The sequence below is a fragment of the Streptomyces sp. NPDC001137 genome, from assembly GCF_040298885.1.
In the GTDB taxonomy this organism is placed as follows: domain Bacteria; phylum Actinomycetota; class Actinomycetes; order Streptomycetales; family Streptomycetaceae; genus Streptomyces.
On the sequence record NZ_JBEPBA010000004.1, the window covers coordinates 129,746 to 150,092 of the forward strand.

Annotated in this window: 11 protein-coding genes; all 11 read left to right on the plus strand. The window is 71.5% G+C overall.

The genetic code is table 11. The features are described from left to right. Positions 1–128: 128 nt before the first annotated feature. The 11 genes from ABT254_RS09265 to ABT254_RS09315 are packed head-to-tail and all read left to right on the plus strand — an operon-like array spanning position 129 to position 20,304. Complete coding sequence (locus ABT254_RS09265) at positions 129–6,581, plus strand: eCIS core domain-containing protein (RefSeq protein WP_351465943.1); 6,453 nt, start codon at positions 129–131, stop codon at positions 6,579–6,581. Then, the gene (locus tag ABT254_RS09270; RefSeq protein ID WP_351465946.1) at positions 6,568–7,788 is read left to right on the plus strand and encodes a hypothetical protein; all 1,221 of its coding nucleotides are present in this window, start codon (positions 6,568–6,570) and stop codon (positions 7,786–7,788) included. The genes ABT254_RS09265 and ABT254_RS09270 overlap by 14 nt, the downstream gene beginning before the upstream one ends. Positions 7,789–7,805: 17 nt before the next feature. Then, the gene (locus tag ABT254_RS09275; protein WP_351465949.1) at positions 7,806–8,492 is read left to right on the plus strand and encodes a hypothetical protein; all 687 of its coding nucleotides are present in this window, start codon (positions 7,806–7,808) and stop codon (positions 8,490–8,492) included. 10 nt (positions 8,493–8,502) lie between these two features. Then, positions 8,503–8,856, plus strand: a complete 354-nt coding sequence (locus ABT254_RS09280; protein ID WP_351465952.1) for a LysM peptidoglycan-binding domain-containing protein — start codon at positions 8,503–8,505, stop codon at positions 8,854–8,856. Continuing rightward, the gene (locus ABT254_RS09285; protein WP_351465955.1) at positions 8,849–9,988 is read left to right on the plus strand and encodes a hypothetical protein; all 1,140 of its coding nucleotides are present in this window, start codon (positions 8,849–8,851) and stop codon (positions 9,986–9,988) included. The genes ABT254_RS09280 and ABT254_RS09285 overlap by 8 nt, the downstream gene beginning before the upstream one ends. Before the next feature lie 27 nt (positions 9,989–10,015). Further along, entirely contained in the window at positions 10,016–10,552 is a 537-nt protein-coding gene (locus ABT254_RS09290; protein WP_351465958.1) for a phage baseplate assembly protein V, read from the plus strand. A gap of 21 nt (positions 10,553–10,573) precedes the next feature. Further along, a complete protein-coding gene (locus tag ABT254_RS09295; protein WP_351465961.1) occupies positions 10,574–10,909 on the plus strand; it encodes a hypothetical protein in 336 nt (111 codons plus the stop codon). Then, on the plus strand, positions 10,906–11,295 hold the full coding sequence (locus ABT254_RS09300; RefSeq protein ID WP_351465964.1) for a GPW/gp25 family protein: 390 nt from the start codon (positions 10,906–10,908) through the stop codon (positions 11,293–11,295). Before ABT254_RS09295 ends, ABT254_RS09300 begins: the two co-directional genes overlap by 4 nt. Further along, positions 11,292–14,408, plus strand: coding sequence for a putative baseplate assembly protein (locus tag ABT254_RS09305; protein WP_351465967.1), 3,117 nt, complete (start codon positions 11,292–11,294; stop codon positions 14,406–14,408). The genes ABT254_RS09300 and ABT254_RS09305 overlap by 4 nt, the downstream gene beginning before the upstream one ends. Further along, positions 14,405–18,157 carry a putative baseplate assembly protein gene (locus tag ABT254_RS09310; protein WP_351465970.1) on the plus strand — a complete coding sequence of 1,251 codons (3,753 nt, stop codon included), beginning with the start codon at positions 14,405–14,407 and terminating at the stop codon, positions 18,155–18,157. The genes ABT254_RS09305 and ABT254_RS09310 overlap by 4 nt, the downstream gene beginning before the upstream one ends. Then, positions 18,157–20,304 (plus strand): hypothetical protein, encoded by a 2,148-nt coding sequence (locus ABT254_RS09315; RefSeq protein ID WP_351465973.1) that lies wholly within the window; start codon positions 18,157–18,159, stop codon positions 20,302–20,304. Before ABT254_RS09310 ends, ABT254_RS09315 begins: the two co-directional genes overlap by 1 nt. Positions 20,305–20,347 lie beyond the last annotated feature (43 nt).

Consider the following 20,347-nt stretch of genomic DNA (forward strand, 5'->3'; position numbering starts at 1 on the left):
TGGTCCGTCGGGCCGGAGGACATCGTCAGCGGTGTCGGGCAGAACGCCGGCGGGTGCGCCTGCCGGATCGGCCAGGGACCGGCGCCGGCCGTACCCGTACGGCTCGGCAGCCGTGGGGAGGTGGGCCGGTGAGTTCCCGGACCCAGGACGCCGCTTCGGAGCAGGCCGCCGAGCAGCGGCGCCGCAAGCGCAAGGAGCGGGCCGTCAAGTCCCGGGCGCCCGAGCCGAAGAACATCGTCAGCGGCGCCGGACAGCCCCTCGACCCCGGTCTGCGAAGGGAGCTGGAGGAGCAGCTCGGCCACGACCTGAGCCGGGTACGGCTGCACACCGGCCGGGATGCCGGGCAGCTGACCGAGTTGCTGGGCGCGGACGCGGTCGCCGTCGGCCAGGAGGTCTTCTTCCGCGAGGGCGCCTTCCGGCCCGGCACCACCGAGGGCCGGCGGCTGCTCACCCACGAACTCCAGCACACGGTGCAGAACCCGCACGGCCTCGGCGCGCTGCGGGCCGGCCGCGAACTCGGCGCCGTGAGCCTGCCGCAGCAGGCGATCGAGCGGGAGGCGGAGACGGCCGCGCAGGCTCTCGTGCAGCCCGACGCCGCCACCCGGACCCCGCAGGTCGAGGAGGGACAGGCCACCCCCGGCTGGCTGCGCTACGCCACCGTCGACGCCGACCGGATGCGCACCGAGGCCGTCGACCCGGCGACCCTCGTGGACCGGCTCGCGGGCAATGTGCTGCGCTCCCTGCGCGGTGACCCCACCGACGCCTCCGGCCGCGTACGGCTCCAACTGGGACGCATGTCCGAGGAGTTGGAGGACGCGGTCGTCGAGCGGCTGGAGAACCGGCTGCTGACACCCGAGTACGACCGCCTCCTCGAGATCGCCGACCAGGCCCGCCCCGGCCCGGTCGAACTCCAGCCGACCGAGGCGCCGTTGCCCGAGGCCGACCTCTTCGAGGAACTCGGCGTCGAGCGCGTCCAGTGGCAGAAGAAACAGGAGTCCGGGCGCGGTTCGGACGACAAGCGGGCCGCCGACGCGCGCGAGGAGCAGAAGGACGCCAGGGCCCGCGACGAGAAGAGCGGCAGCGACCGCAGCCGGGCCCGTGCGGACGCCGCCACCGAGGAACAGGACGCCGCGCAGCGCACCGAGCAGGAGGACGAGCGCAATGCCTCCCGGCAGCGGGCCGAGGAGGAGGAACAGCAGAAGGACGAACAGGGCGCCGCCGACCGCGAGCGCACCGACCAGGCCGCCGACCGGCGCGCCCAGGGACAGCAGCAGGGCGCCGAACAGGCCAAGGAGGAACGCAAGGAACAGCGCGAACGCGAGGAGGCCGACCCGCGGCAGGCGGGTGCGCCCGGCGCCGACAAGCGCAAGCAGCGGGACGAGCAGACGCAGCCGGGCGCGGGTTCCAGGAACGAGCAGCCGGACCCGAAGCAGCGGGCCCAGCCCGGCCCCGTACGCCCCGAGAAGGTCGACGAGCGTGCCGAGCAGCCCGACTCGGCGCTGTCCGAGCACGGCCTCAACGAGAAGGACGAGGACGGCGGCGCCGAGGCCGAACCCCGCGAGGAGGAGCGGCCGCTCGGCCTCGAAGCGGGCGCCGACCAGGAGGTCGCGGGCGGCGCGGACGAGGGCGGCGGCCGGGCGCCGCACGCGGAGCGGGAGCCCGCGCTCAAGCCGGAGGACTACCTGCCCGAGGCCGACCTCGACCTGTCCGCCGTACCGACCGCGGACCAGCTCGAACCGGGCGCCGCCGAGCCGTCGTTGCCCTCCTTCCCCACCCCTCCGCCGACAAAGGCCGAGAAGACCGAGCAGGAGCGGGAGAAACGGGAGCAGGAGGAGGACGAGGACGGCGCCGGACCCGAGCCGAAGGCGCCGGGCCAGGACGAGGGCCCGGTCGAGGGTGAGGCCCCGCAGCCCGAGAACGGGCCCGCCGCGCAGGCCCAGGACCGCGGCACCAAGGACCTCCAGGAGACCGAGAAGCCACTCGACCAGGAGGTCGGCCAGGACCCCGCGACCCGGGACAGGGAACGGCCCGAGCCCGAGGCCGAGAAGCCCGACCCGGAGCAGCAGCAGGAGAAGGAGCAGAACAAGGAACCCGAGTCCGGCGAGGGATCGCAGGACGAGGAGGAGAAGCCGGACGCCGAGGACGCGGAGGCGGAGAAGAGCGAGCAGCGGGAGCGTACGGCCGCGGAGTCCCGTACGGCTGCCGGCTCCCCGTCGGCCGCGACGCCCACGGTGGCGAGTCCGGCGGCGGCCGTGTCCAGGCCCGCGGGTGCCCAGACGCCCAGGACCCCGGTCGAGGACCGTGAGCCCTCGCCGGCCGCCCGGCGCGGTGCCGAACCGCCGCGGTCCGAGCGCGAGGCGCCGCCGGCCAAGAGCCGGGTGCCCAAGGAGAGCGGGCCCGGCGCCGCGCCGCGTGGCCCCGTGGGCGCCGCCGACCGGACCGGCCCGACGACCGCTGCCGGACCCGGTGCCGCGCCGTCCGTGACGCAGGCGGCGGTGAGCCCGGCCGCCGAGCAGACCGACGGGCCAGGCCAGACCGCGGCGACGGACGCGCCCCGGCCCGAGGCCTCGCTGGAGAAGGACGGCGGCGGCTGCGCGCCGCCCGCGCCCGCGCCCGAGAAGGACGAGGGCGGACAGGGCAGTTGCGGGGGAGGCGGCGGCGAGGCCGCGCCCGAGGAGAAGCAGCAGGACCCGCCGGACGTCTCGGGGCAGGACCCGAAGGCCGCCGTACAGACCGTCAGCAAGCTGGCACCGGACCAGGCGGCCGCCGCCATGCCCGGGGTCGACAGGGCCGCGGACAAGAAGATCGGCGAGGAGCAGAAGCGGCTCGACGCGGCCCCGCCGACTCGGGAACGGCCATCAGGGGCGCCGCAGACGCGTTCGGCGCCGCCCGAGGCGGCTCCTGCGGCGGCCCAGGTCACCGGCAAGGTGGAGCGGATCGGCCCGGAGGACCAGGGCGAGAAGCAAAAGGCCAAGGGCGGCGAGAAGGCCGAGGGCAGACAGCCCACCGACGACGTGGCGCCGCCGCCCGCTCCCGCCGTGCCCGACAAGGGGCTGAGCGAGGCCGAGGCGAAGAACGTGGAGGCCGCGGCCGACGCGATCCCGACCACCGACCCGGAACTCGAGAACAAGACCGTCGGCCCGGCGCCCAAGATCCGCCTCGAGGGCGCCAGTGACCCGACGCGCACCGACGACCAGGCCAGGGCACTCAAGGACAAGCAGTCCGATCTGCAGACGACGGGCCGCGAGGACGCGGCCAAGCCGCTCGGCGAGGACCAGATCTTCCCGAACGCCCCCGCGGAACAGCTCCGCGGCAAGGCGTCCGGCGGCGCGGGCGGCGGCAAGGCGGGCGCGCTGGAGGTCACCCCCGCGCCGAAGGCCGGCGTCGGCGCCGTCGCCAAGCAGGAGAAGGGCACCGAGATCACCGGCGCCGCCGGCAAGGCGCGGGGCGACCTCGACGCCAAGGACAAGGAACACCAGCAGAGCGAGCAGCAGGCCAAGCAGGACAAGCAGGTGGAGATCGACCGCGAGGTCGAGCAGAACACCACGCAGCAGACCGCCGAACGCGGCCGCGTCGCACGCGAGACGCAGAAGCAGCGCGAGGACTGGCGGGCCGAGCAGGACAAGAAGATCGAGGACGCGGACAAGCAGTCCGACGACAAGCACGGCAAGAAGAACAAGGAGATCGTCAAGGCACGCGACGACAAGGACAAGGAGGTCGGCGAGCGCAAGGACAAGGACAACGCGCGGATCGACACCGAGCGTGAGAACGCCGAGAAGGAGGCCCGGAAGAAGAAGGAGGAGAAGAAACCCTCCGGAGGCCTGCTCGGCTGGATCGCCGACAAGGTCGCCGACTTCTTCAAGGGCCTGCTCGCCGCGGTCACCGCGGTCTTCGACGCCGCCCGCAAGGCCGTCAACGGGATCATCGACAAGTTCAAGGAGTGGGCCAACCAGGCGATCGACTTCGTACGGGACCTGGCGGTCAAGGCGATCAACGCGCTCGCCGACGTCCTGATCGCCATCGGGGACACGCTACTGGCGGCCTTCCCCGAGTTGCGGGACAAGTTCCGCAAGGCGATCGAGGGCCTGCGGGACGCGGCGATCGCTACGGTCAACAGGCTGGCGGACGGACTGAAGAAGGCGGTCAACAGCCTGCTGGACGCCCTTGCCGCAGGCCTGAACAAGCTCCTTGACGTACTCGAAGCCGGGGTCAAGGCGGTCATCAAGGCCTACCAGGCGATCATCGTGGGCGCGATCAAGTTCGCGCAGGCGGCGATCGAGGCTCTGGGGAAGTTCGCAGCGCTGGTGGCGGACATCGCGCCGGACCCGGGCGGCTGGATCTCCAAGGCGGGCAGCGCGGCGAAGACCGGCATCACCGACCACCTGTGGGGCGCCATCAAGGTGGCGGTGAAGGGGTGGTTCGACACCAAGGTCGAGGGCATCCTCGGCCTCGGCAAGGCGGTGATCGACGTCCTGGTCAAGGGCTGCGTGTCGATCAAACAGATCGGCAAGATGGCCTGGGACGCGATCATCGCCTCCCTCCCGATGATGATCGCGACGCTGGTCATCGAGAAGGTCGTCTCGATGATCGTCCCGGCGGCGGGCGCGATCCTCACGATCATCCAGGGGCTGATGGCGGCATGGTCGACGGTCAGCTCGATCCTGTCGGCGTTCTCGAAGTTCTGGGCCTATCTGAAGGCGGTGAAGGCGGGCCCGGCGGCATGCCTGTTCGCGGAGGCGGTCGCGGCGGGCGTGGTCGCGCTCCTGGACTTCATCACCAACTTCCTCCTCCAGAAGCTGTCCTCGGCGACGAAGGGCGTCGGCAAGCGGCTCAAGGGCATGGCCCAGAAGATCCTCGACGGCCTGAAGAAGGTCGGGGGCGGGGCGAAGAAGGCGGCGGGGTCGGCGGTCAACTCGGCGCGAGGGGCCATGCGCAAGGCCAGGCAGGCCCTGTCCAGGGAGGGCACAGAGTCGAGGCCGAAGGGCAGGCCGTCGCCGGAGCCGAAGTCGCCGGTGAAGCCGAAGGAGCATGCCACGCCGAAGGGGCCGGCGAAGAAGCCGGAGGGGGCGGAGGCGAAGCCGAAGGACAGGGCCGAGGAGCCGCCGAAGGACAGGGCCGAGGAGCCGGCGAAGGACGGGACACCCGAAAAGGAGCAGGAACCGTCCAAGGGCCGAACCCCGGACAAGGAACAGGCCCCCGCCAAGGAAAAGAGCCCCGACTCCGCACCGAAGAAGAAGCAGAAGGAGATCGAGGCCCCCAAGCCGACCAAGCCCAAGAAGCCCAAGTCCCCTATGGGCAAGGCCCTCGCGAAGGCCAAGGGCGCGGTCAAGTCGGCGCTGAAAAAGGTCGGCAACGCCGCCAAGACCCTCGGCCGGAAGCTGAAGAAGTCGAAGCTCGGCAAGGCACTCAAGAATGGTGCGTCGAAGCTGCGGAACTTCTTCAAGCGGAAGAAGGACCAGCTGCGGGATCACAAGAGGCGGCAGCAGGAGCAGAAGAGGCGGAACCAGGATCAGAGGCGTAAGGACGAGAAGTCGAAGGAGACGAAGGAGGCGCGGCTCCAGAAGATCATCATCCGCGTCCGGCCGCGCCTTGAGAGGATCATGACTGTCGGCGTCCCCCGCCCCGTCATGAACGCGACACTCGCCGCCCTTCGACTGTGGTACCGGCTCACGGGGCTGTTCCTCGACGGTGCCAAGAGCGGGCGCATCATGGCCCTGCTCAACCCGCAGGGGATGGTCCTCCCCTTCCACAGCACGGACACTTGGACCGAACCACCGGAGGTCACCAGGCAGCGAACGAACGCCCGTGCACTGGAGGAGGCCGAGGCCGATCGCATCCGGGAGCGGGAACGGCAGGCGAATCGGTCCGCCCAACCGGAGGCGGAGGCGGACTCCACGTCGCCCTCCGGTCAACCGGACTCGCTTTCCCCGGAGTTGAACAGCATTCTCGCCAGTCCACTGCCCGGGCGGGGGCAGCGGCGCAGACGTCGCGGCGGCCCCGTGACCAAGGGCGAGAGCCTGACGTTCCGCAAGGCGGAGAGGCGCGCCGTAACGGGTGACAAGCTCACCCCGGACCACATACCTTCGGGCGCTGCACTGATCCATGCCGCACAGCGCAGGGCGATTGCCAGGGAAGAGGCCAGACAGAACAGGAAGCTCGACGAACGGGAAATCACCGACCTTCTCCAGAAGGAAGAGTTCATCACGGTCGGCCCGCAGGGGAACATCGGCAGAGGGCCGAAGAGCAAGAAGATCTACAACGAGGCACTCGCGCTGATGGTCACCGGAAAGGAACACGAATACCGGAAGGCTGATCCGGACGGCGGTTCACGCACCCACGGGTCACGAAATACCGCAGAGCAGATCGTGCTGGATGCCAGGGATCTGACCACGGCCGCCGAGGACGACTTCCGCTTCTACCTGACCAGTTGGCACGCCAAGCAAACCTTGGTGAAGAGTCAGGTATATAGCATGATCCTGCATTACAAACGGCTGACCGACCGTGAAGAAATCGGCTACTCCCGCAGCATCGACAACCTGCTGCTGCACTACTGGAAGAAGGCAAGGAATGACACCGACTGAACACGTCGAGGAGATTGCCTTCGACCCCGGCCTGTCGGTCGACGAAAAAGCGGAGCGCGTCACGGCGTTCTTCGCCCAGCAGGGCGACCGGGGCGTCGCCATGGCCGCAGACACTCTCACGGAGACGAACGACCTCGCAGTCGCCCAGTACATCGCCTCGTATCTGGAGCTGACCCCGGCAGGTCATGACGTGAAGACGCGCGCGGCCGAGCGGCTGCGCGGCGCGGGACCGGTCGCACAGGCGGCGGCACGGCTTGTGCCATGGCTTCCGGAACACCTCATCGACGCCTTTGTCGACGACTACTTCGCGTCCCCGGATCCGGAGTCACCTCTCACCTCCGTCATTTTTGCCATCGGCGTCTACCGTCCCGACCGGCTCCGGCCCTACGCCGACCGGATCGAGAGTCCGACCATCCGGCGCAGCCTCCTGTCCGGTGCCCGGGACGAAGTTGCCGACGCCTTGATGACCAGGTGGAGGAAGTCGCGGGATCTGGACAACCTGCACGCACTGGCCCTCGTCCGAACGCCCCACGCAGTTGACCTGATCACCTCGGTACGTGACGACATCGACGATCCGGAGGACTGGGAGTGGCTGATGCCGCTCGCGGGCCGACTTCCCGACAGCGGAGGGGAATCGGGTCTGCGTCCCGCGTACATGGGGTTCGTGGCCGATCAGGGCGAGAGCCCCCACGTCATGGGCGGGCGATACGTACACGATGTCCCGCTGTGCGCCCGGTGCGGTGCCCCGGCCGATCGGGTGCTCACTCTCTCCGCACAGGCTCTGCCGCACCGGTTGAGAATTGACCCCTCGTTCTTCTGGTTCTCCTGCGACTGCGACGAAGTCGATGTTCTGACCGTGCGGTGCACGCCGCAGGGGACGCATGCCTACTTCCAGCCGCAGGGACCTTCCGCCGAGATCTCACACGCGGTTCCTGGCGAACGGTCCATGGTCCTTGAGCTTCATCCGAACCAGACGGGTGTCAGTCTGCCTGCCATCACCGGAAGCTCCCGTCATCAGATCGGCGGACTGCCTCGGTGGCCCTCGCCGGAATTGCATCCCATCTGCCCCGAGTGCGGGAAGTTCATGCCCTTCCTGGCCGCCGTGGACAGTGGGCCCACCCTCTTCGGACCGATGGGCTTCGGCGGCACGCTCTTCGGCTTCTGGTGCGACGACTGCTCGGTGTCGACCACACAGCTGCAGGACTGAACCCGGAGAGAGGAAACATGACCCGCTACGCAGACATCCCCAAACCCATCCGCTCCGGAATAGTCGTCGTCAACCCCGACACCGGCACGCCCCAACGCATCATCGTTCTCCAGTTCAACCCCGACACCCTGGAGCGCAGCATCGCCCCCCAGTCCGCCGGCGACAGTGGTGACGGCGGCAGTGGCGGCAAGGGCAGCGGGGACCGGAACGAGGCGCTTCGGCTCAAGGGGCCCGCCGAGGAGACCTGGAAGTTCACCGCCGAGATCGACGCCACCGACCAGCTGGAGATCGCGGCGCCCGACGGGATTCATCCGCAGCTCGCCACCCTCGAGATGCTCGTGCAGCCGACCACCGCCCAGCTGCGCGCCGCCGGCCGGCTCGCACAGAACGGGACCATCGAGATCAGCCCGATCGAGATGCCGTTGACGCTCTTCACGTGGGGGAGCAAGCGGGTCATGCCCGTGCGGCTCACCGAGCTCTCCGTCAACGAGTCCGCCTTCGACGTGAATCTCAATCCGATCCGGGCCTCCCTGAGCATCGGGATGAAGATCCTCACCGTCAGCGATCTGCCCGCCGGGCACCGCGGCGCCGATCTCTACATGGCCCATCTCGCGCAGAAGGAGCGGCTCGCCGCGGCCGCGCGCGGCGGGAGTCTCGGGGCCCTCGGGCTGCCCGGTGCCGACGTACTGAGTGGAAGGGGCTGAGCCCAACCTCATGGCTGACATCGAGTCCTACGAGAGCGCTCTGAGCGCGATACCGGGCGCTCACCCGTACCCGCGCACCAGCCGCTACCACGACGCCGAGATCGGCATTCACGTCCAGCAGGACGGCACCGAAGTCCGTTACACCAAACGCCGGTTGCTGCCCCCGCTCGACACCCAGGAGACCCACGAGCATGTCGTCGGGGCAGGGGAGCGACCCGACCTCCTCGCCCAGCGGTACTTCGGCGACCCGGGCCAGTGGTGGCGGATCGCCGACGCCAACCCCGTCCTCGACCCACGGGAGTTGACCGACGAGGCCGGGCGGGTCGTCGAGATTCCCGAGCCCGGAGGACGTCGGCGTGTCTGAACAGCCCGTGCTGCACGGCCCCGTCCACATCACGCTCCTCATGGGGCCGAAGCTGGTGAAGCCCGTGCCGGCCGAGGTGACCGAGGCGCTGCTGTCCGCCCAGATCACGGCCACGGCGGGGGAGAGAAGCGGGTTCCAGCTCGCCTTCGACCTCACCAAGACGGGGATCATCAACCAGCGGCTGCTGCCCGAGGGGTTCTTCGATCCGAAGACGCGGATCATCGTCACCGTCAGCGTCCGCGGCACCACCGACGTGCTCTTCGACGGGCTCGTCGTGCGTCAGGAGGTCGGTGCGAGCAATCAGCCGGGGCACTCCACCCTCACCGTCACCGGCGAGGACCTCACGCTGCTGATGGACCTGGAGGAGCGCACCGCCCGGTATCCCAACCTTCCGCCCTCCGAGCGGGTGCTGAACATCCTTCGCCGGTACTCGGACTACGGCATACGGCCCGACGTCTACGCCGAGAAGATCGCCCAGCCGCCCCATCAGGACCTGCGGGTGCACTACCAGACCGGTACCGATCTCCAGTACGTCACCGACCTCGCCCACGCCAACGGCTACACCTTCTATCTGGAGCCCGGGCCCAACCCGGGCCAGTCATCTGCCCGTTGGGGACCGGAAATCCGCCTCGGCATCCGTCAGCACGCCCTCAACGTCAACATGGACGCCAACACCACCGTCGATCAGCTGACCTTCGCCTACGACGGGACGGCAAGGGAGGAACCGCAGGCCCGTTGGCAGGATCCGGGGACCCGTGTGTCCACGCTCCTTCCCCAGCCGCCGATCAGTCCGCTGCGTCCGCCCCTGGGCCGCCGCCCCACCCCGGCCCTCAAGCGCAAGACCCTCTCCGGCACCGCCAAACAGCAGCGCGAGCAGGCCGAGGCCGAACTCCTCGCCCGGGCCGCCGTGTCGGCGGACGTCGTCTCCGGGTCCGGGTCGCTCGACGTCAACCGGCACGGGTACATCCTGCAGCCCCGCCAGCTCGTCGGCGTGCGCGGCTCGGGACGGGCGTACGACGGCGACTACTACGTCAAGTCCGTCACGCACAACCTGCGGCCGGGGTCCTTCCAGCAGAACTTCACCCTCTCCAGGGAGGGCCTGGAAGCCCGCGAAGACCGCGTCCGGCCGTAACCCCTCACCACTCAGGAGCAGTTCAGCATGGCGGCACCCAACCATCGCCACCTCGGCAAGTTCCGCGGCCGGGTCGTGGACAACAACGACCCGCTGCGCATCGGCCGTATCACCGTCGAGGTCCCGGACGTCCTCGGTGAGGAGCCGTCCACCTGGGCGCTGCCCTGCCTGCCGTTCACCGGGCCCGAGGCCGGGCAGTTCGTGGTGCCGCCGCCGGGGGCCGGTGTGTGGGTGGAGTTCGAGCAGGGGGATCCCAGCTTCCCGGTGTGGACCGGGTGCTGGTACGGGACCGCCGAGGAGCTGCCGCCCGACGCGCGCCGCGCCCTGCGGGCGAACTCGCCCAGTAAACCGGTCGTCGTGCAGACACCGGGCGCGCACAAGATCGTCATGGACGACACCGCCGGTGCAGAGCAGGGGATTCTGCTGCAGGCCCAGGGCGGTGCCTACATCCGCATCACCAAGGACGTCGTCGTCATCGCGAACGGCGCGGGCGCCGAAATCCTGCTGCGGGGCGACCACGTCACCATCAACCAGGGCCAGTTGACCGTTCAGTCGAAGCGCTAGCAACACGGGGGAGAAGAGAAGTTGTCCGGGAGTCTGCTCGACGCGAGCGCCGTGATCGGCTGCCCGCACGGCGGCCGGGTCACCGCCGCCACCACACCTTCCGGCGGCGTACGCATCGGGGGCGCCGCCGTCGCCACCGGCGCGCACACCTACGTCGTCACCGGCTGCCCGCACACCGCCGCCGGGGTGCCCTCGCCGTGTGTGTCGGTCCGCTGGACCGCCGGCGGCAGCGGGATCACCGTCGACGGCGCGCCCGTGCTGCTCGACACCTCCGCGGCCCAGTGCTTCAGCGCGGCCCTGGTGCCGCAGGGACCGCCCGTGGTCCAGGCCGCACAGCGAAAGGTCACCGTCCGATGAGCCGCGCCACACGCCGACAGCCGCGCACCGACATCGCGTTCCCCTTCCACCCCGACCGCCGCGGCCGCACAGGCCACGCCGGCCACGCCGCGCACGTCCACGACCTGATCGAGCAACTGCTGTTCACCAGCCCCGGGGAGCGTGTCATGCGCCCCGACTTCGGCTGCGGCCTCCTCGATCTCGTCTTCGCGCCGAACAGCCCCGAACTGGTCAGCAGCCTCGAACTCTCCGTACAGGCCTCGCTCCAGCGCTGGCTCGGCGACCTCATCGACGTCGTCGCCCTGGACATCGCCGGCGACGACAACGCCGTACGCGTCCACCTGTCGTACGTCCTGCGGGCCACCGGAGCCCGGACCGACGACGTCTTCGAAGGGAGGGCGGCATGAGCACGGGCACGACCACCTCCCGCCGCGCCAAGGTGAGAGCCGCACAGCTCAACGGAGTCGACGCCGTCGAGGTCGGTGACGACGGGCTGCTGCTCACCGTCACCTTCCTCGGCAAGGCCCCGCACGGCCTCGGCCCCGAGAACGTCCGTATCGACGGCGGCCGCCGCGTCACCGGCATCACCGCCGTCGACGTCAGCGTCGAACGCGAGGAGGACCCTGAGCTCGACGACCGGCTCTACGTCACCCTCGACCGGACCGGCGACACCTCGCGGTACGTGTTCGCGCTCGTCGAGGCCGACCCGTACGGCCGCCCGGGAACGGAACCCTTCCGGGGCTTCGACCAGCGCTACCACCGCGCCTCCTTCTCCTTCCGGCCCGACTGCCCGACCCCCTTCGACTGCAAGGACGAGGAGCCGGAACCGGATGGCTTCCCCGCCGCGCCGGTCGTCGACTACACCGCCCGCGACTACGACACCATCCGCAAGCTGCTCCTGGACCGGCTGGCGCTCACCACCCCCGACTGGGTCGAGCGCAACCCCGCCGACCTGGGCGTCACGCTCGTCGAGCTGCTCGCGTACACCGGTGACCAGATCAGCTACCAGCAGGACGCGGTGGCCACCGAGGCCTACCTCGACACCGCGCGCCGCCGGGTCTCCGTACGGCGGCACGTCCGGCTCATCGACTACGCGATGCACGACGGCTGCACGGCACGGGCGTACGTCACCGTGCAGACCGCCGGCGACACCACCCTCGCGCCGGGCACCTTCCGTTTCGCCTCCGTCGACGTACGCACCCTCGACCCGCACGACCGGCCCGAACCGGGCACGGTCATCGACGAGAACGACCTCGGCGACCTGGACGAGCGCGGTTCGGTCGAGGTCTTCGAACCGGTCGTGGCCGCCGACCCGCTGGAGCTGAAGGCCGCCCACAACGCCATCCGCCTGTGGACCTGGGGCGGCGAGGTGTGCACCCTGCCGAAGGGGGCCACCTCGGCCACCCTGCGCGACGAGTGGGACGACCCCGAGACCTGCCGGGAGCGCCGACTGGCCCTCCGCCCCGGCGACTTGCTGGTCCTGGAGGAGGTCAAGGGCCCGCGCACCGGCACCCCCGGCGACCAGGACCCGAGCCACCGGCAGGCCGTGCGCCTCACCTCCGTCACCCCGGGCATCGACCGCATCGAGGACCAGCCGGTCCTGGAGGTCACCTGGGCCGCCGAGGACGCCCTCCAATTCCCGCTCTGCCTCACCACCCGCGGCGGCCGCGACTGCCTGCCCGTCGAGGACGTGACCCTGGCCCGCGGCAACGTCGTCCTCGTCGACCACGGCCGCACCCTCTCCGGCCTCCCGCAGACGGCCACCGTGCCGCCCGAGCCGGCCGTCGTCGCCCCCTGCGCCCCGCCCGCCTTCGGCTGCCACGACCGCGAGGAGGGCAACGCCCCGGCGCGGCTGATCAACTCCCTCACGGACAAGACGGAGAGCGCACAGCCCCTCGTACCCGACGACGTCCGCGAGCTGTTCGAGGTGGTCGGCGAGGCGGCGACCGTACGCGCCGGAATCGGGCTGGAGCGCGCCGGGCAGCGGCACGAGCGGGTGGTGCCCGGCACCGCGTACGCCCAGGCGGCCGCCCTGCGCACCCTGCTCGCCCAGTCCGTCCACCCGGGCATCGCGCCCCGCTTCCGGCCCGTCCTCGGGCGTACGCCCGTCGTGCAGGCGGTGGTCTTCCCCGACGCGCGGGCCGTGGCCGCCGGACAGGCCGCGCGGATCGCCGCGATCCCGGGAGCGGTCCGGCAGCGGCTCGTCGAGCTGTGGCGCAGCGCCCGCGACCGCGACGGACTCACCGAGGAGGAGATCGACGAACTGACCGTCGTCTACGGCCTGAAGGTCATCGAGCGGTTCGAACTCCGTACGCATCCGGTCCGCGCCCTGCGTGAACTCCTGCATCGGAACGACGAGTTGCTCGACACCAAGCTGCGCCGCGTCGCGGTCCTCGCCTCCCGGGCCCGGGCGGGCACGGTCCTCGACGGGCACATCGCCTGGGAGATCGCCCACAGCTGGGGCCCGGCCCACGCGGCCGGACTGCACCCCGACGAGCCGGTGCTGCGCGGCTCCGCGACCGCCGCGCTCGCCCAGGACCCGCGCCGCGCCCTGCCCGCCGTACGCGTCGAGGACGGCGACCTGACCTGGCTGCCGCGACGCGACCTGCTGCACATCGGCCCCCGCGACCGTCACTTCGTCGGCGAGCTGGAGGACGACGGCCGCCTCGCCCTGCGCTTCGGCGACGGGCGGCACGGCGGGAGGCCGAAGCCGGGCGCCCGCCTCGCCCTGCACTACCGGCTCGGCGGCGGCATCGCGGGCAACGTCGGCGCCGAGGCCATCAACCACCTGGTCGTCCCAAGCGACTGCGCACAGCCGCCGGCCGTCGTGGTCCGCAACCCGCTGCCCGCCGTCGGCGGCGTCGAGCCCGAACCCGTCGAGCAGACACGTCAGCTGGCCCCGCTCGACCTGCGCCGCACCCGGCTGCGCGCGGTCACCGCCGAGGACTACGCGGCCCTCGCCGCCCAGCTCCCCGGTGTGCAGCGCGCGGCCGCCGAGCTCCGCTGGACCGGCAGCGTCCAGGAGGCCCACATCGCGATCGACGCCCACGGCAGCGCCGCCCCCTCGGCCGAGCTGCTCGCGCACGTCGAGCAGTCCCTGGAGGCGTACCGGCGCATCGGCCACGACCTCGTGGTCGGCCCCGCCCGCCTGGTACCGCTCGACATCGCGCTGACCGTGTGCGCCAGGCCCGGCCACCAGCACGGGCAGATCCTCGCCGAGCTGTACCGCGTGCTCGGCAGCGGCCGCCTCGCCGACGGGCGGCTCGGGTTCTTCCACCCGGACGCGCTGACCTTCGGCGAACCCGTACGGCTCAGCCGTCTGGTCGCCGCCGCGGCGGCCGTACCGGGAGTGGAGAGCGTCCAGGTCACCCGGCTGCGGCGGCTGTTCGAACAGGACCGAGGAGAGAGGGAGGACGGCGTGCTGCGGCTCGGCCCGCTGGAGATCGCCACCTGCGACAACGACCCCGACCGGCCGGAGAACGGCCTGCTGGCGATATCCCTGGGAGGTGCGGCCCGATGACCGCCACCGATGAGTGCACCTGCGGCTGCGGCGGCCACGACGAGCGCCTCGCGCCCGCCCCGCCGCACAACCCGCCCGGGCGCACCGCCCTCGACTACCGCGTCGGCGAGTACGGCTCGTTCCTGGCCGCCCTCCTCGACCGGCTCGCCTCACCGGCGTACCCGGCCCTGAAAGGCCTCACGGTCCGCACCCCGGACGACCCGGCGATCGGGCTTCTCGACGCCGCCGCCGTCCTCGGTGACCTGCTGACCTTCCACTCGGAGAGGATCGCCGACGAGGCGTATGTCCGTACGGCGAACGAGCACCGCTCGCTGGTGCTGCTCGGGCGGCTGGTCGGACACCGGCCGCGGCCCGGTGTCGCCGCCGCGACCCATCTCGCGTACACCCTTGAGCGTGATCCGCGCGCGGAGACGCTGCCCGTGGTGATTCCGCGCGGGGCGCGTGCCCACAGCGTGCCCGCGTCCGCGGACGAGGAGTCGTTGACCTTCGAGACCAGCCGGGATCTCAGCGCTCGCTGGGACTTCAACGAGCTGAAGGTGCGCAGGCGTCGGCCGTCCCTGGTGACGCCCGACGATCTCGAGCGGCGCTCGGAGCTGTTTGTCGAGGGGACCTCGAACTCCTTGCAGGTCGGCGACCAGTTGCTGTTCGTGTTCGGTGAGCAGGCCGGTGGGGAGCGGAAGTTGCTCCCTGTCGCCGGTGTGCGGATCGACCGTGACGAGGACGTCACGGCTGTCTCGTTGCCGAGGTCTGCGCCGCCTACGTTGAAGGAGCTTGTCGACGAGGTGCGGCGGTGGGTTGCCGAGCCTGCCGCTCCGGGGGAGCCGGGGGATGAGCCGCCTACCCCGGAGGTGCCGAATCCGCGGCCTGTCAGCCGCATGATCGAGGACTTCGAGGAGCAGGTTCTTGCGCCGCTGCGGGTGGCTTTGGACGGGGTGAAGACGCCGGAGAGCCTTGCTGCCGTGCTCGCGGAGCCCGTCGCCCGGCTCGGGGAGGCTCAGGTGCTTGCTGAGCCGTGGGAGGACGTGGCTGCGTGGTTCGAGCAGCTGCAGGCTGTTCTGGCCGAACTGGCCGGGCGGGCGCTGGAGTTGGCGCCTGCGCAGAGCACGAGTGAGAGTGCCTCGGCAGGTGGGTTGGTGTCTGCGGCGCCGTCGGGGCTGATCGCGCAGTTCCCCGCGCCCCTCAAAAGCGATCCGCGCACTGCTGCGTTCCATGCACTGGCAGCTGTCCTTCCCGCCCTGCGCGCCCAGTCTCCCGCCTCGCCGGCCGGACCCGGCGCCCAGCTTCCCGGCACGGACGCCGCCCGGCTCCTCCGCGCCCTCAATCCCTCCCTCGGCAGTCTGTACCCGGCGTGGCGGCGGACTGCCTCCGCCAGTACGACTCAGCTTCTGCGCGCCCTGCTCGCCATGCGCGTCACCGCCGCCCCCTTCGGCTCCACCGCGCCGCTCAAGCCCATCCAGGACGACAAGGGGCGGGTCATCCGAAGTGCGGACTGGCCGCTGACGGGGGCCGTGCTGACCGGGATGCGGGTCGTGTACGACACCGCGGGCAAGGTGCCGGTCCGGGCGGAGTTCCAGTATGTCGAGGGGAACAGTTCCGATCAGCGGGCCGTGACGCTGCCGCTTGCCCAGCAGGTGAACTTCGGGCTCGGTCCCGGGCATGTCGACCTCTCCAGCGGCTCCGGGCAGGAGCCCGCCGTCAACGTCCACCTCCGCGACGGGCTGCCCGAGCGGACCCTGACCGTGTCGCGGCCGGGCGACGACGGTCTGGTGCACGTCGGTGTCAGCAACGGGACGGCGCAGGACGTGCCCCTGCGGCCCGGCGTCCCGATGCAGTTCACCCACGGCGAGTACGAGGTGAGCCTGCGCTACACCGTGGGCAGCACCGAGCCGAACGTCGAGATCGTGATCGCCAGCAAGCCGGCGCCGGTCAACCGGCGTGTGCTGCAGCTCGACAGCGTGCACACGAGCATCACGGTCGGGAGTTGGGTTGCGATCCAGCGGCCCGCGAAGGGTGCCCAGGACGGCATACCGGGCGACCCGAAGCTGGCGTTCGTCACCACGCAGGTCGTGGCGGCGCGTACGGCGGCCTACTCCAACTACGGCATCACCGGACGCGGCACCGAACTCACCCTCGCGGACCCGTGGCTGGACGAGTTCGACGTGCTGCTCTCGCACATCCGCGACACCACCGTGTATGCCGGGGGCGAGCCGCTGCGGCTCGCGGACGAGCCGCTCGGCGAGGACGTGCACGGCAACGAGATCGAACTCGCCGAGCTGTACGACGGACTGCGTCCCGGGCGGCTGCTCGTCGTCACCGGTGAGCGCGGCGACATCCCCGGGACCACCGGGGTGAGCGCCGACGAGGTCGTCACGATCGCCGCCGCCGATGCCGCCGTGGACCCGCAGCTGCCCGGCGACCGCGTCCACACCCGGCTGACCCTGACCACGGATCTCGCCCACCGCTACCGCCGCGAGACCGTCCGCATCCTCGGCAACGTCGTCGAGGCCACCCACGGTGAGAGCCGGGAGGAGGCCATCGGCAGCGGTGACTCGGACCGCGTGGGCCAGACGTTCGCGCTCTGGCAGTCCCCGCTGACCTGGCTCGCCGACGACAACCCCCTCGGCGCCACACCGGTGCTGGAGATCCGGGTGGACGGGGTGCTCTGGCACGAGGTCGACAGCCTCGCCGGACGCGGACCGCGCGAGCGCGTCTACATCACCGGCACCGCCTCCGACGGCCGTACGACGGTCACCTTCGGCGACGGCATCCACGGCGCGCGACTGCCCAGCGGCCACGAGAACGTCCACGCCCGCTACCGCTTCGGCACCGGCAGGGCGGCCAACGTCCCGGCGAACCGCATCACACAGCCGCTCACCCGCCCGCTCGGCGTCACCGCGGTCACCAACCCCCGCCCGGCGACGGGCGGCGCCGACGCCGACGGTCCCGGCCTGACCCGCCGTACCATCCCCCTCGCCGTCTCTGCCCTGGACCGGCTCGTCTCGCCGGCCGACTACGAGGACTTCGCCCGCTCCCGCGCCGGCATCGGCCGGGCCGCCGCGCGCGAGCTCTTCGACGGGCGGGGGCGCGTGCTGCACGTGACCGTCGCGGGTACCGATGATGTGCCGCTCGACGGCGACTCCGACACCCTGCGCGCCCTGCGCGGGGCGCTCACCGAGTACGGCGACGGCAACCTGACCGTGCGCGTGGACGTGCGCGAACTGGTCCTGCTGCTCGTCGCGGCCAAGGTGAAGGTGGCCCCGGACTACGCGTGGGAGTGGGTCGAGCCCCGGCTGCGGGCGGCACTGCTGCGCCGACTCGGCTACGAGGGACGGGAGTTGGGGCAGCCCGCCCGGCTCTCCGACCTCCTCGCCACCGCCCACACCGTGCCCGGCGTCGACTACGTGGACGTCGACGTCTTCACCGGTGTCCCTGCCTCCGCGACCCCCGCGGAGGTCGCCGCGCTGCTCACCGACCCCGGCGAGCCCCGCTCCAGCGTGCCCGCGCACCCGGCGGCGTACGACGAGAAGATCCACACCGTCCGCGACGCGCAGGGCGAGACCCTGTCGTCCGTCTGCGCACGCTACGGCGTCCCGCTCGCCGAACTCCTGCGCCTCAACCCCGACATCACCGACACCAGGCGCCTGAAGAAGGGGCGGTCGGTGTACGTCTTCCGCGGCATCCGCCCGGCCCAGCTGGCCCTGCTCTCCCCGCGGGCCGCGGACACCCTCATCCTCACGGAGGTCAAGTGATGGCCGCGAACCAGGCGGACGTCCAGTTCGACACGGCAGTCCCGGTGACGTCCCGCGAGCCGGACGGCCTCGCCGCCCTGCTGCCCCGATGGCACCTCCTGCGCGACGCCGAGGAGGGCGAGCCGCTGCGCGCGCTGCTCGCGGTGATCGCCGAGCAGCTCGACCGGGTCCGCGACGGCGTGGAGCAGGGCTACGAGGACCTGTTCGTGGAGACGGCGGCGCCCTGGGTGCTGCCCTACCTCGGCGATCTCGTCGGCTACCGCACCCTGCCGGGCTACGAGCGCGTGCTCACCACGGGCCTGCACGAGGGCGGGCGTGCCGCGCTCGCCGAGGCCATCGCGCCGCGCGCGGACGTGGCGGCCACGGTGGCCAACCGGCGCCGCAAGGGCACGCTGCACCTGCTGGAGGAGATCTCCGAGCAGGTCGCCCGCTATCCCGCCCGCGCCGTCGAGCTGTCGCGGCTCGTCGCCCACAACCAGTCGGTGAAGCTGTACCGGGACACCGGCAGGGGCCGCCTCCTCGACCTCCGGGACGGCTCGGCGCTCGCCCTCCAGGGCGGCCCCTTCGACACCACGGCCCGCACGGTCGACGTCCGCCGCGCCAACTCCTCGCGCAGTCAAGGCGGTTGGAGCCCGGCCGGAGTCGCCCTCTTCGTCTGGCGGCTGAAGGCGTACTCGCTGACCTCCTCCCCGGCGTACTGCGTCGACCGCGCCCGCAACCTGTACACCTTCTCGATCCTCGGCAACGACAGCCCCCTGGTCACCAAGCCGGTCCCGGAGCCGTCGCCCACGCACATCGCCACCGCCGACAACGTCCCCGCGTTCATCACCCGCCGTCTGCTCCACGACCGGCTGCTGGACTACTACGGCCCCGGCAAGAGCTTCGTGATCCGGCGCGACGGCGAGGACAAGCCCGTACCGCCGTCCGACATCGTGGTCGCGGACCTGTCCGACTGGCGCTACCGGCCGAAGCGGGGGCAGATCGCCGTCGACCCGGAGCTCGGGCGGATCGCGTTCGGGTCGCGGTCGGCGCCGCGGCAGGGCGTGTGGGTGGACTACCACCACGGGTACGGCGCCGACATGGGCGGCGGCGAGTACGAGCGGCCCGACCGGGTGGACCGGCCGGACGCGAGCTTCTACCGGGTCGGTCCGGGGCAGCCGTACCACCAGATCATGGACGCCTACCGGGCCTGGCAGCACGACCGCCGGGCAGGCGGCACCGGCCCCGACGGCATCATCGAGATCACGCACAGCGGCGCCCACCAGGAGCAGCTGGACTTCGACCTCGACCCCGGCGACCGGCTGGAGCTGCGCGCGGCGGAGGGCACCCGGCCGGTGATCCGGCTGCTGGACTGGTACAGCAACCGGCCCGACGCCCTCAACATCCGTGCCGTGCAGGAGGACTGCGCGCCGCACGAGCGGCCGCGGATCGTCCTCGACGGGCTGCTGGTCGCCGGGCGCGGCATCAACGTCACCGGCCCGATGGGTGCCGTCGTCCTACGGCACAGCACCCTCGTCCCCGGCTGGTCCCTGGAGCCCGAGTGCGAGCCGCACTCGCCCGAGGAGCCCAGCATCGTCCTGGACCGCACCACCGCCTGCCTGCAGATCGAGCACAGCATCCTCGGCACCATCGAGGTCATCGGCGACGAGGTGAGCGAGGACCCGCTCGACATCCACCTCCGCGACAGCATCCTGGACGCCACCGGGCATGACCGCGAGGCCCTGTCCGCCCCGGACTGCCGTCACGCCCACGCCGTGCTCCACGTGCACCGCACGACCGTCATCGGCGAAGTCCACACCCACGCGGTGGAGATCGCCGAGAACTCGGTCTTCACCGGGAAACTGCACGTGGCCCGGCGCGGCATCGGGTGCCTGCGGTACTCGGCCGTCCCCGCCGGCTCGCGCACCCCGCGCCGCCATCGCTGCACCGACGTACGGCCGTTGTTCACCGCCGTTCGCTACGGGACGCCCTGGTACGGGCAGTTGGCCGACCGGTGCCCCGAGGAGATCCGGCGGGGCGCGGACGACGGCGCCGAGATGGGCGCCTTCCACGACCTGTACCGGCCGCAGCGCGAGGACGGTCTGCGGGCTCGGCTCGCGGAGTACACGCCGGCCGGCACGGACGCCGGGATCTTCTTCGTGACGTGAGCAGTGCCGCCGTACGACCCACCCGCAGAATCCTGAACCAGGG

Bases quoted from the DNA above. Each gene is read 5' to 3' on its own strand.
- ABT254_RS09290 (WP_351465958.1), top strand. From the start codon at position 10,016: ATGGCGGCACCCAACCATCGCCACCTCGGCAAGTTCCGCGGCCGGGTC.
- ABT254_RS09275 (WP_351465949.1), top strand. From the start codon at position 7,806: ATGACCCGCTACGCAGACATCCCCAAACCCATCCGCTCCGGAATAGTC.
- ABT254_RS09315 (WP_351465973.1), top strand. From the start codon at position 18,157: ATGGCCGCGAACCAGGCGGACGTCCAGTTCGACACGGCAGTCCCGGTG.
- ABT254_RS09300 (WP_351465964.1), top strand. From the start codon at position 10,906: ATGAGCCGCGCCACACGCCGACAGCCGCGCACCGACATCGCGTTCCCC.
- ABT254_RS09305 (WP_351465967.1), top strand. From the start codon at position 11,292: ATGAGCACGGGCACGACCACCTCCCGCCGCGCCAAGGTGAGAGCCGCA.
- ABT254_RS09270 (WP_351465946.1), top strand. From the start codon at position 6,568: ATGACACCGACTGAACACGTCGAGGAGATTGCCTTCGACCCCGGCCTG.
- ABT254_RS09280 (WP_351465952.1), top strand. From the start codon at position 8,503: ATGGCTGACATCGAGTCCTACGAGAGCGCTCTGAGCGCGATACCGGGC.
- ABT254_RS09310 (WP_351465970.1), top strand. From the start codon at position 14,405: ATGACCGCCACCGATGAGTGCACCTGCGGCTGCGGCGGCCACGACGAG.